Source organism: Zongyangia acetica (assembly GCF_038739695.1).
GTDB classification, from domain to species: domain Bacteria; phylum Bacillota; class Clostridia; order Oscillospirales; family Ruminococcaceae; genus Zongyangia; species Zongyangia gallinarum.
In genome coordinates this window covers 250,807-266,925 of record NZ_JBBEWN010000001.1, presented here as the reverse complement: position 1 = coordinate 266,925, position 16,119 = coordinate 250,807, and the positions used below count along the sequence as shown (strand labels likewise).

Below are 16,119 nucleotides of genomic sequence, written 5' to 3'. Positions count from 1 at the left end.
ATCAAGGCGGCACCTCCCCTGCGTTTTCGCGCGGGCGCTGGGGAGGGAAAAGGCCGCGCGGAGAAATGGAGTGCACATGAAAATCATAGTAGATGCTTTCGGCGGAGACAATGCGCCGCTGGAGGTAGTGAAAGGCTGTGCTTTGGCGGTACAGGAATACGGTATTCAAATTGTACTGACCGGTGACGAGGAGATCATCAAAAAGGTGTGCGCTGAGCATCATATTTCCCTACAGAGGATGGAAATCGTCCACGCTCCTGACGTAATTGCGGTGGAAGCGGATCCCACCAGTATTGTCAAAGAGCATGGAGAATCTTCTCTGGCCAAGGGGCTAAAGCTTCTCAGCGAAGGTGAAGGAGACGCTTTCGTAAGCGCTGGCTCCACCGGCGCACTGGTGGTGGGTTCCTCCTTGCTGGTCAAGCGCATCAAGGGAATCAAACGGGCGGCCTTGGCTCCTATTATTCCCTCCAACACCGGATGCTATATGCTGATGGACGCAGGCGCCAATCTGGAGTGCCGGCCGGAAATGCTCTTGCAGTTTGGGATTATGGGCAGCGCGTATATGAATAAGATCCTGAAGATTTCCTCCCCCCGGGTAGGGCTGCTCAATGTAGGGGCAGAGGACACCAAGGGCACCGATCTGCAAAAGGATGCCTTTGGCCTGCTCAAAAATGCGCCTTTGCACTTTACAGGCAACATTGAGCCCAGAGATATTCCCTTTGGGGAATGTGAAGTGGTGGTATGCGACGGTTTTTCCGGCAATATCGTCCTCAAGCTGACAGAGGGAATGGCTTCCGCCATGATGGGCAACATTAAGAATATCCTTTATAAGAACACCCTGACCAAGTTGGCGGCGGCCAGCATTAAAGGCGGGCTGATGGACTTTAAAAAGAGGATGGATTACACCGAGTACGGCGGGGCGCCTCTGATGGGCATTGCAAAGCCTGTCATCAAGGCCCACGGCAGCTCCAATGCCAATGCGTTTAAAAATGCCATCCGTCAGGCCAAGGAATTTGTGGAGCACGATGTGATCGGGGAGATTCAAAAATCCTTGGATGAACTGAAGAAAATGGAGCAGTAGTTGCGGGAGAGATAGGAATGAAAGAAAAAGAACTGGAAAAAGTCATTGGATATACCTTTTCAAATCCCAAATATCTGACCATAGCCCTTTCCCATACCTCTTATGTCAATGAGGTAAAACGAGGACTTGTGAGCAATGAACGTCAGGAGTTTTTAGGGGACGCGGTTCTCTCCATCGTGGTTTCTGACTATCTGTTCAAACATTATTCCCACCTGCCCGAAGGGGAGCTGACAAAGCTGCGGGCCTCCTTGGTTTGCGAGAAATCCCTGTGTGAATTTGCCCATATGATTGGCCTGGGCCAGTACCTGATGCTGGGCCGGGGAGAGGAGCAGATGGGCGGACGGGAACGCCCATCCATCCTGGCCGACGCCTTTGAGGCCCTTATTGCAGCCATCTATTTGGATGGAGGCATGGAACACGCGAAAAAGTTCATTCTGGGCTTTGTGAAAAAGCAGGTGGAAAAGGACAAAAAGGTCTTTTTCAAGGACTATAAAACGGCCCTGCAGGAGATCATCCAGCAAAATAGGGAGGAACAGCTGACTTATGTGCTGGTGGGGGAAAGCGGACCGGACCATGACAAGCACTTTTCGGTGGAGGTTCATCTCAATTCCAATGTTATCGGCAAGGGAGAGGGACGCAGCAAGAAAGACGCTGAACAGATGGCGGCCAAGGAAGCTCTGGAGCTCATGGGAGAATGAGGCACGCCAATGTCGCCTTTTTTATCCCGCACATTGGCTGTCCCCATCGGTGCAGCTTCTGTGACCAGCACGCCATTTCAGGAGCGATACAGGCTCCCAAACCAGAGGAAGTCAGGCGGGTCTGTGAACAAGCCCTGTCCGACCTAGGCAGGCGGGCTCAAAACAGCGAAATCGCCTTTTTTGGCGGCAGCTTTACCGCCATTGACCGCGGATATATGACTGCTTTGTTAGAGGCCGCCGCTCCCTTTGTGGGAAAGGATGGCTTTTCCGGCATCCGGGTTTCTACCCGCCCTGACGCTGTGGAGGCTGAGATCCTCTCCATCCTTAAAGATTACGGTGTTACCGCCATTGAGCTGGGAGCCCAGTCTATGGATGACGGGGTGCTTTCTAAAAACCAGCGGGGACATACGGCAGCCGATGTGGCAGCAGGAGCAGGGCGCATCCGGGAGATGGGCTTTTCTTTGGGGCTGCAGATGATGGTAGGGCTATATGGAGATACTCTCTCCGGCGCAGAGGAAACGGCAGAAAGACTGGCGGCCCTTCACCCTGATACAGTACGGATCTATCCTACCGTGATCCTTCGGGGAACGCAGCTGGCCCAGCTGTGGGATGAAGGCAGGTACCGGCTGCCGGATTTTGATGAGACGGTGAAACTTTGCGCCAGGCTCCTTCTTTTTTTCGAGGGACAGGGAATCCGGGTTATCCGGTTAGGCCTGCATGCCTCCCAGGAGATGGAAAATCACATGGTGGCGGGGCTTTACCATCCGGCCTTCCGGGAACTTTGTGAAAATGAAATCTATCTTGCCCATGCCCTGGAACAAATCAAAGCCCAGCGCCTCCCCCATGGAAAGCTTATTTTGTGGGTGGCGCCGGGGCATACATCCAAGATGGCGGGGCAAAAGAGAAAGAATTTAGAAATACTGACAGGGCTGGGCTATCAAACCAAGATAAAAGAGTGCCCCGGCCTTTTGGAATATGAGGTTAAAGCAGAGGGGAAGTGATCGAGTTTGCACCTGAAATCGCTGGAACTGCACGGATTTAAATCCTTTCCGGATAAAATCAAATTGACCTTCAACCGGGGGTTGACAGCGGTAGTGGGCCCCAACGGCAGTGGGAAGAGCAATATCAGCGACGCCATCCGCTGGGTCATGGGGGAGCAGTCCACCAAGAACCTGCGGGGAGCGAAGATGGAGGATGTCATCTTCGGCGGCACCCAGGCCAGAAAGCCCCAGGGATTTGCGCAGGTATCCCTTACCCTGGATAACACTGAGCGGGATGTGGACATCGACAGCGACGAGGTCACCATCACCCGTAAGCTCTACCGCAGCGGAGAAAGTGAATACCGCATCAATGGCAACAACGTCCGGCTGCGGGATATCCATGAATTGTTCATGGACACCGGCCTTGGCCGGGATGGCTACTCCATCATTGGCCAGGGAAAGATTGCGGAGATTATCTCCACCAAGAGCACCCAGCGCCGGGAAATTTTTGAGGAGGCGGCGGGAATCTCCAAATTCCGCTACAGGAAGGCAGAGGCGCAAAAACAACTGGATATGGCCTATGAGAACCTATTGCGGCTGCGGGACATTCTCTCCGAGCTGGAAGGACGGGTAGGCCCGTTGGAGATCCAGTCAAAGAAGGCCCAGGAGTTTCTGAAGCTGTCGGAGGAAAAGAAGGACATTGAAATCTCCTTGTGGAACCTCAATCTCAAGACCTTGACCCAGTCCATGAAGGACCAGGATGAAAAGATCCTCATTGCCCAGGGCCACTATGACGAGGTCCAGCGGGAAATTGATGGGCTGGAAAAGGAGATAGAGGCGCTTTTTGAAAGGGCACAGGCGGCGCTACTGGAAATTGATACAAGCAAAGCCCAGGCGCAGCAATTGCGGGATAAGATCGGGGAGGAGCGTTCCCAGATCGCGGTGCTGGAAAACGATATCCGGCACGCCCAGGCGGACATCGCCGCCCTTTCTGAAGCGGTGGCTTTGGGAGAAGAGGACAGCGAGACGTCCAGACAGGAGTTAGAAAATCAGACTGCCCGGATTGGGGAAAAGCAGGCTGCCCTGAGAAAGCAGCAGGAGAACTTCGAAAATAAGGCCGCGGAGCTCACCGGTTTGGATGACGAGCGGGAGCGTTTTTCACAGCAGATGCAGAAGCTGTCAGAACAGGTGGGACAGGCCCATCGGGATCTTTCCCGGACCCAGCTGGAGGAGGCTTCGTCCCGTTCCACCATGGAGGAATTGCAGGCGCGGATTACCAATGCCGCTTTGGCCAGAAAATCCAAGGAAGAGGAACTGGAGGATACCAAACGTCAGGAAGAGGACTGCCAGGGCGTTTTGGAAGGGGTGATCGAGGAACTGGACTCCTTAAAAAACGCGGTGGCAGGCTATGAATACAAGCTTTCTTCCCGTAGGGAAAAGCTGCAAGCAGAAAAGAGCGCGGCAGAAAAAAAACGGAACCAGCACCGGGACTTGACGGCCCGGATCAAGCTGCTGGAAGATTTGGAAAAAAATATGGAGGGGTTTTCCCATAGCGTCAAGTTCGTCATGAACAGGGCCCATTCCGGCCAGCTCCGGGGTGTGGTAGGGCCTGTATCCAGTGTTATCAGTGTGGGGCAGGGTTACACGGTGGCCATCGAGACGGTGTTGGGCGCAAGCCTCCAGAACATCATTGTAGAAAACGAACAGGTAGCCAAACGGGCCATCGGCCAACTTAAGGAAGCCAAGGCAGGCCGGACCACCTTTTACCCCTTGAGCACCATCAAGGGCAACCGCTTGCGGGAAACAGGACTTGCCGACCACACCGGCTTTGTGGCCCTAGCAGCGGATCTGGTCCAGTGCGATCAACGCTATCAGAATGTGGTGGACAACCTGCTCGGCCGCATTGTGGTGGTGGAGGAGCTGGATGACGCCGTGCGGATGGCGAAGGATTTCGGCCACCGGTTCCGCATTGTCACACTGGATGGACAGGTGGTCAATGTGGGCGGCTCCATGACCGGCGGCTCGGTGTCCAAAAATGTAGGTATTCTCAGCAGGAAAAGCGAGATCGAGACATTGGAGAAGCAGGCGGCTGCAATGGAGGCAGGCTTCCCAGCAATGGAGGCGTCCCTTTCCAAGTATCAGCAGGCGGTCAGCGAGCTGGAGGCTCAGCTCACCGCCGTACGCAGCGAGATTATTGCCCGGGGTGAGGACAAGGTTCGGCTGCAAGCCCAGCAAAGTGCTCTGCACACCCGATGCCAGCAGCTATCCTCGGACCTTGCGGCCATGGACAGCGACGACACCAGCCTGGCGGATACCATTGCCAAGCTCAAAGAGCGGCTGGCAGAGCTAGAACACAAGGAGACAGAACAAAAAGGAATTATTGCCGCCTTAGAACAAAGCCAGGAGGACACCTCAGGCAAGATGCAGGATCTGGAGCAGCGGCGGGAGACTCTCATGTCCCGGCTCAGCGAGATGCGCCTGGCTATTTTAGGCGAGGAAAAGGATATCCAGATGCTGGAGCAGTCTCTGGCCCAGATGCTGGAGCAGCGGGAGAGCAGAGAGGAACAGCGCCGTATCTCCAAGGAGAGGATCAAGGAAAAAGAGGCCTACATCCAGGAGATACATAAAAATATCCAGGACATTGAAGGAACCTGCTCCCAATTGCAGAGCCAGATCAAAGAGCTGGAAGCAAAGGTGGAAGTAAAAAATCGGGAACGGCAGCAAAATGAGATGCAGTCCACCCAGCTGCGCACCAAAGAGCGGGAGCTTTCGGTGACGAGAGAAAACCATGCAGGGGAGCTTGTCCGGCTGAAAGAGCGGGGAAGCGCGTTGCAGATCGAATATGACGGCATCATCGCCAAATTGTGGGACGAATATGAGCTCACCCGGTCGGAGGCCCAGTCCCTGGCAAAGGAGATTGACAAGCAGGTAGGCCAAAAACGCCTGTCCGAAATTCGCTCCCGGATCAAGGCCCTGGGTTCCGTCAACGTAGGGGCTATTGAGGAATATAAGGAAGTTTCGGAGCGCTATCAGTTTATGAAGGCGCAGATTGATGACGTGGAAAAATCCAGGGAGGAGCTGACACGGCTCATCGGTACGCTGACAGAGGACATGCGCCGTCAATTTACCAAAAGTTTTGAGGAGATTAACCGCAACTTCTCCCAGATATTCGTGGAGCTGTTCGGCGGAGGTAAGGCAAAGCTCAGCCTTGCCGATGAAAATGACGTGCTGGAATGCGGCATTGACATCTTTGTGCAGCCGCCGGGGAAGATTATCAAAAATCTGGCCGCCCTTTCCGGCGGAGAACAGGCATTTGTGGCGATTGCCATCTATTTCGCTATTCTCAAGGTCCGGCCCGCCCCCTTCTGTGTACTCGATGAGATTGAGGCGGCGTTGGATGACGTCAATGTGGCCAAGTACGCGGCCTATCTGCGGAGTATCTGCGACAGAACCCAGTTTATCCTCATCACCCACCGCAGGGGTACCATGGAAGAAGCGGATGTGCTCTATGGTGTTACCATGCAGGAGGAAGGCGTGTCCAAGCTGCTTTCCATCGACGTCAGCGAAATTGAGAATAAGCTGGGTATGAAGGCCAGCACTTAGCAAGAGGAAAGGAAGAATTGCCATGGGCTTTTTTGAAAAGATCAGCAAGGGACTGAAAAAGACAAAGGAGTCAGTCATCCGCCAGATGGATCAGATGTTTGGCTCTTTCACCAAGGTGGATGAGGAGCTCTTTGAAGAACTGGAAGAACTTCTGGTGATGGGTGATGTGGGGGTAAGAACCTCCGAGAAAATCTGCGACCAGCTCAGGGAAAAGGTAAAGGCGGAGAAGATCACCGATGCCGCCCAGGTCAAGGGCGCGCTCAAGGAGATCATCACCGAGATGCTTTCCGGCGGAGAGGAGCTTAACCTCCATTCCAAGCCGTCGGTGATTTTGGTCATCGGCGTCAACGGGGTAGGCAAGACCACCACCATCGGGAAGATGGCCGCCAACCTAAAGGACTCTGGAAAGAAGGTCCTCATGGTAGCGGCAGATACCTTCCGGGCTGCCGCCATCGATCAGTTGCAAATCTGGGCAGACCGGGCCGGAGTGGATATTGTCAAGCACGGCGAGGGTGCGGATCCGGCGGCTGTGGTCTATGACGGTATGCAGGCGGCCAAGGCCCGGGGTGTGGATGTGGTCATCTGCGACACGGCGGGCAGACTGCATAACAAGAAGAACCTGATGGATGAACTTGCTAAAATCTCCCGGGTTATCCACCGAGAGATCGGGGAGAATGATATGGAGGTTCTGCTGGTGCTGGATGCCACCACAGGCCAGAACGCGGTCAACCAGGCGCGTCAGTTTAAGGAGGCGGCAGGCCTTACTGGTATTGTGCTGACAAAACTGGACGGTACTGCCCGAGGCGGCGTGGTCATCTCGATCAAGGATGATTTGGGGATCCCCATCAAATATATCGGCGTGGGAGAGCAGATCGACGACCTGCAGCCCTTTGACGCCAAAGGATTTGTTGACGCTCTCTTTGATGAGGAGGAAACAGCATGAAGGTAGTGGTCGCCACCGGTAATATGGGCAAGCTCAAGGAATTTCAGCGGATCCTGGCCCCCTATGGAGTAGAGATTCTCTCTCAAAAAGAAGCGGGAGCGGACATTGAGGTGGAGGAGACTGGTACAACCTTTGAGGAAAACGCTTACCTCAAAGCGGCGGCCGTCTTTGCGGCAACCGGCATCCCGGCCATCGCCGATGACTCTGGCCTTGTCGTGGACGCCCTGGATGGAGCTCCCGGGGTTTATACCGCCCGGTATGCGGGCGAAGATGCCACCGACGACGAGAACATTCAGAAGCTGCTTTCCAATATGGAGGGGGTAAAGGAGCGTTCCGCCCGTTTTGTCTCCGTCATCTGCTATGTTTGGGACCAGGGAAAAAGCCTGACCACCCGCGGTGAGTGCGAGGGTACGGTTGGCTTTGAAAAAAGGGGAAATGGCGGTTTTGGCTACGACCCTATTTTTATGGTGGGGGAAAGAAGCTTTGCGGAGCTTTCCGCCAAGGAAAAAGATGATATCAGCCACAGAGGACGGGCTCTCCGCCAGTTTGTGGAGGAATTTGCCCAGCTGATGCGGCAAAAATAAAAGACTGACGGATCGACTATACGGCCTATCACAAATTGAAACAGAAGGAGTTTATCCATTGATTACCAGTAAACAAAGAGCCAAGCTCAGAAGCCTCGCAAACCCCATCGACACCATTTTACAGGTAGGCAAAGGCGGCATTGAAGAAAACCTGGTCATCCAGGTGGCCGATGCCTTAAAGGCTAGGGAGCTGATCAAAATGAGGGTGCTGGAAACGGCGCCGGTAGATGCCCGGGAAGCGGCCCAGATCCTGGCGGAAAAGACGAAATCCGATGTGGTGCAGGTCATCGGCACCCGTTTTGTGCTGTATAAGCGCAACGAAAAGAAACCGGTCATCGAGCTAAAATAGATAAAGTAAAAAAACGGGGGAAAGGATATGCGTATCGGCATTTTTGGGGGGACATTTAATCCTATCCACAAAGGGCATGTCCATATGGCCCGGGCTTTTTATCGAGAACTGGGTTTAGACCGGCTGCTGGTTATTCCCACCCATGTGCCGGTTCACAAGATGGCCGGCAATCTCATCAGCGGGGAGGAGCGGATGCAGCTTTGCCGGCTTGCTGTGCGGGATGACCCCAATTTTGAGGTCAGCGGTATTGAGGTGGAAAGCGAAGAAAAAAGCTATACCTATACGACGGTAAAAAAACTGCGGGCTCTGTATTCCACAGCTGAGTTTTTTCTGATTATGGGAAGCGATATGTTCCTTTCCTTTCACACCTGGTATCATTACCGGGATATTTTGCAGCAGGTAACCCTCTGCGCTGCAGCACGCAAAGATAAAGAACAGAATAACCTTGCCGCCTGTGCCCGGCAATTGACAGAAGAAGGTGGCAGATGCATTGTGCTGGATTTGGATGTGATTGAAATATCATCCACCCAGCTGCGGGAAAAAATCCGTCGGGGAGAAGATGTAAGCGGGTATCTAGACCCAGAGGTGGAAAGATATATCCGGGAAAAGAGGTTGTATCAAAATGGGACTTAAGACGGAAAATGAACAATATGTAAAACTTGCGAAAACAATGCTGGATGACTACAGGTACAACCATAGCCTCTGCGTCGCAAAAGAGGCGGTTCGCTTGGCAAAAAAGTACGGAGCAAACCCTAAAAATGCCTATATTGCGGGGATTTTGCACGATATTTTAAAAAATACGCCCCTTCCGGAGCAGTTGCAATGGATTAGAAAGTCTGGTATAATTTTTGACAACATTCAGCTGGCCTCTCCGCCCATTTGGCATGGGTTTGCGGCCAGCGTCTTCATCAAAGAAGAGCTTCATATTGAAGAAGAGGAGATTATCATGGCAGTCCGATATCATACTACCGGACGCGGTGGGATGTCCCTCATGGAAAAAGTGATTTATATGGCGGATATGACATCCGCTGACCGAAGCTATAAAGATGTCAATGCAATTAGAAAAATGGTGAACAAAAATCTGGATGAGGCTCTTTTTGAATCCATCCGGTTTTCTATATCAAATTTGTCAAAAAAACGGCTTCCCATTCCATTTGACACTGTCATGGCATACGACGAGCTTTGTGTCACACATCGGGAGGAATCAAATTGAACGATCTGAGAAAAAAGAGGAAAAAATCTGGTAGGAAAAAGACGGCGATTGCCGTCTGTATCCTTGCCGTTATCTGTGTTTTGGCAGTAGGCGCCGTTGCGCTAATGAAAAATTACCGTCCCTTTGAACAAAAACCTGAGACTACAGCTGACCCTAATGTCACCACCAGCAAGCCCTTGGAGAACTCTCCAGAGATTAAGGAGAAGAGTGTCAATGTGCTGGTATGTGGATTGGATGAGAGCGAAAGCCTCACCGACGTCATTATGCTGGTCAGCTTTGATATTGAGAACAAAAAGGCCCAGGTATTACAGATCCCTAGGGATTCTTTTGTAGGGGATGAGTATATCTCCTATAAGATTAATAGTGTCTATGGTCATCCTGACGCAGGTCAGACCAAAATTGGCGCTTTGATTGAGGTACTCAACGAGCAGTACAAGCTGCCTATCGACCATTATGTCACCGTCACCATTCCGGGCTTTAGGGACATTGTGGATTCCATGGGAGGAATTAAGATCAACATTCCTCAGCAGATTAACTATCTGCCAGGCAAGGTTCTCTATCCGGGGGAGCAGACCATCAACGGTGAGCAGGCAGAATGGTTTGTCCGCTACCGCGCCGGCTACGCCAATGCAGATATTGGCCGTATTGGCGCCCAAGAAATTTTTCTGCAGGCTCTGATGGATGCGGTCAAGGATAAGGGCCGCATGGAAATGGTGAGTATTCTGACCCAGAACATGGACAACATTACTACCGATATGTCCCTGTCCGAAATCATCGATTATGCCGGTGTGGGTTTTGAACTTAATTCCGATGATATTGAGTTCTATATAGTTCCCGGCGAGGGGGTCATGTACAATGGCTATGCCGTCTATGCGGTAGATGTTGAGGGTACGGCAGATATCCTCAATGAGCATTTTAGGGACTATACCGATAAAATTTCTGCTTCAGAGCTGGACATCCCGGAAGTGCCGCAGTACAATAATTATGAGGACTATAATACTGGCGATGGCAATGATAGTTATGGGTATGGAGATAACAGCCAAGGAGAAAGCGGCCAGGGAAGTTGGGACAATCAAACCGGTGAAGGAGATGGCTACTCTGAAAGCGACCCAGAGGAATCTGAAAGCTATGACAGTAGCAATGGCATTCCCTGGTGGAAAGCGTAGCCTAGCTGGATAAAGGAGGAACCAAATGGAACCTTTAGAGCTTACAAAAACAATCGCGAAAATCCTGGATAAGAAAAAGGCGTTGGACATTAAGGCGATTAAGATTAAAGACCTTTCTATTATCGCCGATTACTTTGTCATTGCCACTGGAACCAGTACCACACAGGTCAAATCCCTGGCGGATGAAGTGGAATACGAACTGACCAAGCTGGGACTGGAACCCAATAAGACAGAAGGATATCAGAGCTCCACATGGGTGGTACTTGATTACTATGATGTTATCGTCCATGTGTTCTGCGGGGAGCAGAGGGAATTTTATTCCTTGGAACGGTTGTGGGCCGATGGCCAGCCGGTAGATCTATCGGATGTTGTAACAGGATAACGTAAAGAAGGACAATTCCAGGTGTTCCGGAATTTTTCCGGAGCACCTGTCTGCGTAAAAATTACAAAGGAGTTGTAAAGGTTGAAATATGATTTTGCCAGCATAGAGAAAAAATGGCAGGACATTTGGGACAAGAACAATACATTCGCGGCCGTGAATGACTATACAAAGCCCAAATATTACGCTCTCGTGGAATTCCCCTATCCGTCGGGCCAGGGGCTGCATGTAGGCCATCCCCGCTCTTACACGGCGCTGGATATTGTGGCAAGAAAACGTCGGCTGCAAGGCTATAATGTGCTCTATCCTATGGGATGGGACGCTTTTGGTCTGCCTACCGAGAACTTTGCCATTAAAAATCACATCCATCCGGAAATTGTAACGAAAAATAACGTGGCTCGCTTTAAACAGCAGCTGAAGAGCCTGGGCCTCTCCTTTGACTGGAACCGGGAGATCAACACCACCGATCCCAATTATTATAAGTGGACCCAGTGGATCTTTATCCAGCTGTTCAAAAAGGGCCTTGCCTATAAAAAGGAAATGTCTGTTAACTGGTGCACCTCCTGCAAGGTGGTATTGGCCAATGAGGAGGTCGTGGGCGGCGTTTGCGAACGCTGCGGCGGCGAGGTCATCCATAAGGTGAAGAGCCAATGGATGCTGAAAATCACAGAATATGCCCAGCGGCTCATTGACGATCTGGATCTTGTGGACTATATGGACAAGATCAAGGTGAGCCAGAAAAACTGGATTGGCCGCTCCACCGGAGCGGAGGTAGAGTTCGGCACCACTGCCGGCGACATACTGAAGGTGTATACCACCCGGCCCGATACCCTGTTTGGCGCTACTTATATGGTCATTTCCCCCGAACACCCCTATTTGGAGCAGTGGGCGAATCGCATCTCCAATATGGAGGAAATCCGCGCTTATCAGGTGGAAGCGGCTAAAAAATCCGATTTTGAGAGGACCGAGGTAGTCAAGGAAAAGACCGGTGTGAAGATTCAAGGGGTCAAGGGCATTAATCCTGTTAACGGTAAGGAAATCCCTATCTTTGTCTCCGACTACGTACTGATGACCTACGGAACAGGAGCCATTATGGCTGTACCTGCCCACGACACCCGCGACTGGGAATTCGCCAAAAAGTTTGACCTGCCCATCATTGAGGTGGTCAAGGGCGGTGACGTGGAGAAGGAAGCCTTCACCGACTGCGAAACCGGCGTTATGGTCAACTCCGATTTCTTGAATGGACTGAGTGTAGAAGAGGCCAAAGAAAAGATAAAACAATGGCTGGAGGATAACGGCAAAGGCCATCCCAAGGTCAACTATAAGCTGCGCGACTGGGTTTTCTCCCGTCAGCGTTATTGGGGCGAGCCTATTCCTCTGGTCTACTGTGAAAAATGCGGCTGGGTGCCTCTGCCTGAATCGGAGCTGCCTCTGCGCCTCCCCGAGGTAGAGTCCTATGAGCCCACCGGCGACGGTGAATCCCCCTTGGCGGCCATGACCGACTGGGTCAACACCACCTGCCCCCACTGTGGCGGCCCGGCGAAACGTGAGACGGATACCATGCCTCAGTGGGCGGGTTCCTCCTGGTACTTCCTGCGGTATTGTGACCCTCACAATGATGAGGCTCTGGCCTCCAAAGAGGCGCTGGATTACTGGATGCCGGTAGACTGGTACAACGGTGGTATGGAGCACACCACCCTCCATCTGCTCTACTCCCGGTTCTGGAGCAAATTCCTCTATGACCTGGGGATTTTGAGCACACCGGAGCCCTATAAAAAGAGAACCAGCCATGGTATGATCTTAGGCGAAAACGGCGAGAAGATGAGCAAATCCAGGGGCAATGTGGTCAATCCCGACGACATTGTCAAGGAATACGGCGCGGATACCATGCGGCTGTATGAGATGTTCATCGGCGACTTTGAGAAGGCTGCTCCCTGGAGCTCTAGCTCTATCAAGGGCTGTAAGCGCTTTTTAGAGCGCATCTGGGCGCTGCAGGACTGCTTGGTGGAAGGGGATAGCTACCGTCCAGAGGTGGAAAGCGCCATGCATAAGACCATCAAGAAGGTATCCGAGGATATTGAAAATCTGAAGTTTAACACGGCAATTGCGGCGATGATGAGCCTGCTCAACGATATTTCCGATACCGGTGCTATCAATAGAGCCGAATACCGGGATCTGCTGATTATGCTTAACCCCTTTGCCCCCCATATGACAGAGGAGATTTGGCAGCTTCAAAACATGGGAGGCATGCTCAACGCCACCCAGTGGGTCAGCTATGATGAGGCTAAATGCAAGGACAGCACCATCGAAATCGCAGTGCAGGTTTGCGGAAAGATTCGGGCACGGATTACCATCCCCGCTGATACCGATAAGGATACGGTTCTCTCCCTTGCCAAGGAGAACGCTACGGTTCATTCCTTCATTGACGGGAAACAGATTGTCAAGGAAATCTATGTGCCGGGCAAGCTTGTCAACATCGTGGCCAAGTAATCTTGTTCAATTTGACTAAATCCACAGCGGTTAATTTACTTGACATGGGTAACTATGTTATTGTATAATATATGTTGTTACACTATTGTGTAAAAACTCCTGTCGCATGGCGGAGGGAGGGAATTAGTAAATGGCTGAAATTCGTATTAAAGATAATGAATCTCTTGACAGCGCTCTGAGACGGTTTAAGAGACAGTGCGCCAGAGCCGGCGTCTTGGCTGAGGTGCGCAAGAGAGAGCATTACGAGAAGCCTTCTGTCAAACGGAAAAAGAAGTCTGAAGCAGCACGCAAACGCAAATATAAATAAGCGGCGTGTCGCTCAAAAAGATGATGAAAGCGGGCAGTGTTGTCCGCTTTTTCATTTATACGGAAAAAAGGCCGAGAGAAAATTGCCTGTTTTCTCTCGGCCTTTTTATGTGCGATGTTATTTCCGGCGTTTCTGGATGGACTGAGGCTGCTTGCTTTTGTTTTTATTGAGGCTATGGAATATACTGAAAATCACGGCCAGAAGAAAAGATGTAATGCCCCACACGGCGGTATCAGTGTTTTTATCATATACATAGATGGCCATTAAGCAGACACAGGCCACACAGAAGATGATAGAAAGCCATTTAAAAAGCTGTGTTTTATTAATCATCGGTCCCCCTCCTTTCATCTTATACCAGGAAACACAAGTTTTTTTTAATCTGGGCGAATCGAAATTTCACCGGATTGTACAGAAGTTATACTGCCGTCTTCCCGCTGTACCAATAGTGCCCCATTGTCGGCGATATCCTTGGCTACAGCATGATATTCCCCTTGGGGCGATAGGACGTGGATCCGCTGCCCCAGCATACAGAGATGGCTCCGATAGCGGGAAAGAAGCTCTTTGGTTTCCCCTGTGGCGGAAAATACGTGATACCTGTCCCAGAATTCGTCTAGAATCGCCCCACATAACGCAGAGCGAGAAAGAGGAAGCTGGGTAACCTCCTCCAGCACAGCGGCTTTAGACGCTATTTCTGCGGGGAATTGGTCGCGTCCTCGAAAGTTTATCCCAATACCCACAGCGGCAAATTCCAATCCACCGCTTTCACCGTCCATGGAGGCCTCGGTGAGAATGCCGCTGAGCTTTCTGCCGTGGAATAAGATGTCGTTGACCCATTTAATGGAGAGGGTCACACCATACAGGCGTTGGACAGCGTCAATGACGCTCAAGGCGGCAATCATGGTAAGAAAAAGGATGCGTCCTGCTTCCATCTGGGGGCGGACCAAAATACTCATATAGAGCCCACCCTGAGGCGAGAGAAAACTGCGGCCCATCCGTCCGCGGCCGCCGGTCTGTTCTTCGGCGACCACCACAGTCCCTTCTGGAGCGCCCTCCATGGCCTGCTGCCGCAATAGGGAATTGGTGGATTTGACACTGGGAAAAACAGAAATCCGCTCTGCTGGATATGCCATTGAAGTACAGTCCGAAATTTTTTTAGGGGTCAGCAGGTCGGGATTCCCCAACAGGGCATAGCCATTGTTGGTTTTGCTACGGATATCATAACCCTCCGCACGCAATTGGCGGATTCCTTTCCAAATGGCGGAGCGGGTGACGCCTAACCGTGCGGCCAATTCCTCGCCGGAGATAAATTCACCGCCGGCGGAGTCCAGTATTTCCAGCAGAGTTTTTCTTTCCATAGGCGGCCTCCTTGCAGGTATGTTTTTATTATAGCTGCCGGCCTGGGGATTGGCAAGCGCTTTACCCTATAAAAAAGCCGTCCCGGCCGGGACGGCAAATCAACTAAAGGTGGAGTTTTGTGAAAATCAGGGGCCAGATACCCAGGCCAAAGAATGAGATACAGGTATATTCGATCAGTTGTACCGGGATACTATCCCCCAGAAGATCCAAAGTGAATTTGAGAACACCAAGGCATAAAGCACCCAGGAGAAAACGAAGTCCCTTCCGGAGGGCAGTTCCTTTAACAGAAAAATTGACATACCGCTCTTCAAACAGGACGCCTAATGCAAAGCCGAGATAAAGCCCCAGGCTCCGGACATAATGTCCCAGATCAGGGAGAAAGAGGCCGGTCAGAAGGGGAATCAATGTGACTCCAAAGAGCAGCAAACGGTTTTTAACCTTGCGATAGAGAAAATAAGAGAGGGCGGATAATACAATTCCAAGGAGCAGGCCGGCAATAACGTCCCTGGGCCAATGGACGCCGAGATAAAGTCGGGAAAGAGCCACCAGCAGGGAAAGGACGGCAGCGATGAGAAAGAGCCACCACTTTTTTATCCAGCAGGCAATAGAGAAGAAAAAGGTGGAAGAGGACTGGGTATGGCCGCTGGGGAAGGAGTAACCGTCCGCTGTTTCCACCCGTAGACTGCGGATCCCCTCCTCTCCAATAGGACGAGGCGCTTTGACCAACGACTTGATGATGCCGTTGACGCAAAGGGTGACACAAAGGCTATAGCATAGATATTTGCCCATCTCTTTATTAAATACCCAGTAGATAAGCGCCATCGCGACGATGATAAAAAGCTCCTCCCCCAGCATGGTGACGACTTGAAAGACATCGTCCAGAATGGGATGGGAAAAGGACTGAATCCATTTGATAATTTGAGCTTCCATAATTCTCCGATCTGTACCCAAGGTACGTTATGTTTCTAAA

The 16,119-nt window shown here is 51.6% G+C and carries 16 protein-coding genes; 13 read left to right on the top strand and 3 right to left on the bottom strand.

Annotated elements, in window-relative coordinates:
- The first annotated feature begins 76 nt into the window (after positions 1–76).
- The 13 genes from plsX to rpsU all read left to right on the top strand — a co-directional run bounded on the left by plsX (position 77) and on the right by rpsU (position 13,793).
- The gene (plsX, locus tag WGC32_RS01225) at positions 77–1,081 is read left to right on the top strand and encodes a phosphate acyltransferase PlsX (RefSeq protein ID WP_342680416.1); all 1,005 of its coding nucleotides are present in this window, start codon (positions 77–79) and stop codon (positions 1,079–1,081) included.
- A gap of 17 nt (positions 1,082–1,098) precedes the next feature.
- Positions 1,099–1,779, top strand: a complete 681-nt coding sequence (rnc, locus tag WGC32_RS01220) for a ribonuclease III (RefSeq protein WP_191481648.1) — start codon at positions 1,099–1,101, stop codon at positions 1,777–1,779.
- Positions 1,776–2,780, top strand: a complete 1,005-nt coding sequence (locus tag WGC32_RS01215; protein ID WP_342680415.1) for an elongator complex protein 3 — start codon at positions 1,776–1,778, stop codon at positions 2,778–2,780. Before rnc ends, WGC32_RS01215 begins: the two co-directional genes overlap by 4 nt.
- Before the next feature lie 6 nt (positions 2,781–2,786).
- The gene (smc, locus tag WGC32_RS01210) at positions 2,787–6,362 is read left to right on the top strand and encodes a chromosome segregation protein SMC (RefSeq protein ID WP_342680414.1); all 3,576 of its coding nucleotides are present in this window, start codon (positions 2,787–2,789) and stop codon (positions 6,360–6,362) included.
- Between the two features lie 22 nt (positions 6,363–6,384).
- A complete protein-coding gene (gene ftsY / locus WGC32_RS01205; RefSeq protein WP_191481645.1) occupies positions 6,385–7,305 on the top strand; it encodes a signal recognition particle-docking protein FtsY in 921 nt (306 codons plus the stop codon).
- The gene (locus WGC32_RS01200; RefSeq protein WP_342680413.1) at positions 7,302–7,889 is read left to right on the top strand and encodes an XTP/dITP diphosphatase; all 588 of its coding nucleotides are present in this window, start codon (positions 7,302–7,304) and stop codon (positions 7,887–7,889) included. Before ftsY ends, WGC32_RS01200 begins: the two co-directional genes overlap by 4 nt.
- Before the next feature lie 58 nt (positions 7,890–7,947).
- Positions 7,948–8,238, top strand: a complete 291-nt coding sequence (locus WGC32_RS01195; RefSeq protein WP_191481643.1) for a YhbY family RNA-binding protein — start codon at positions 7,948–7,950, stop codon at positions 8,236–8,238.
- A 27-nt stretch (positions 8,239–8,265) separates the two neighbouring features.
- Positions 8,266–8,871 carry a nicotinate (nicotinamide) nucleotide adenylyltransferase gene (gene nadD, locus WGC32_RS01190; RefSeq protein ID WP_191509684.1) on the top strand — a complete coding sequence of 202 codons (606 nt, stop codon included), beginning with the start codon at positions 8,266–8,268 and terminating at the stop codon, positions 8,869–8,871.
- A complete protein-coding gene (yqeK, locus tag WGC32_RS01185; protein WP_191481641.1) occupies positions 8,861–9,451 on the top strand; it encodes a bis(5'-nucleosyl)-tetraphosphatase (symmetrical) YqeK in 591 nt (196 codons plus the stop codon). The genes nadD and yqeK overlap by 11 nt, the downstream gene beginning before the upstream one ends.
- Positions 9,448–10,617 (top strand): LCP family protein, encoded by a 1,170-nt coding sequence (locus tag WGC32_RS01180; protein ID WP_342680412.1) that lies wholly within the window; start codon positions 9,448–9,450, stop codon positions 10,615–10,617. The genes yqeK and WGC32_RS01180 overlap by 4 nt, the downstream gene beginning before the upstream one ends.
- A gap of 25 nt (positions 10,618–10,642) precedes the next feature.
- A complete protein-coding gene (gene rsfS, locus WGC32_RS01175) occupies positions 10,643–10,999 on the top strand; it encodes a ribosome silencing factor (protein WP_191481639.1) in 357 nt (118 codons plus the stop codon).
- Positions 11,000–11,080: 81 nt separating this feature from the next.
- Positions 11,081–13,486 carry a leucine--tRNA ligase gene (gene leuS / locus WGC32_RS01170; RefSeq protein WP_342680411.1) on the top strand — a complete coding sequence of 802 codons (2,406 nt, stop codon included), beginning with the start codon at positions 11,081–11,083 and terminating at the stop codon, positions 13,484–13,486.
- Between the two features lie 130 nt (positions 13,487–13,616).
- Complete coding sequence (rpsU, locus tag WGC32_RS01165; protein WP_191481637.1) at positions 13,617–13,793, top strand: 30S ribosomal protein S21; 177 nt, start codon at positions 13,617–13,619, stop codon at positions 13,791–13,793.
- A 117-nt stretch (positions 13,794–13,910) separates the two neighbouring features.
- Here the strand turns inward: rpsU and WGC32_RS01160 are convergent, their stop codons facing one another.
- From WGC32_RS01160 to WGC32_RS01150, 3 genes are all read right to left on the bottom strand, one after another.
- On the bottom strand, positions 13,911–14,123 hold the full coding sequence (locus WGC32_RS01160; RefSeq protein WP_191481636.1) for a hypothetical protein: 213 nt from the start codon (positions 14,121–14,123) through the stop codon (positions 13,911–13,913).
- 44 nt (positions 14,124–14,167) lie between these two features.
- Positions 14,168–15,148, bottom strand: a complete 981-nt coding sequence (locus tag WGC32_RS01155; RefSeq protein ID WP_342680410.1) for a biotin--[acetyl-CoA-carboxylase] ligase — start codon at positions 15,146–15,148, stop codon at positions 14,168–14,170.
- Between the two features lie 103 nt (positions 15,149–15,251).
- A complete protein-coding gene (locus tag WGC32_RS01150) occupies positions 15,252–16,079 on the bottom strand; it encodes a phosphatase PAP2 family protein (RefSeq protein ID WP_342680409.1) in 828 nt (275 codons plus the stop codon).
- Positions 16,080–16,119 lie beyond the last annotated feature (40 nt).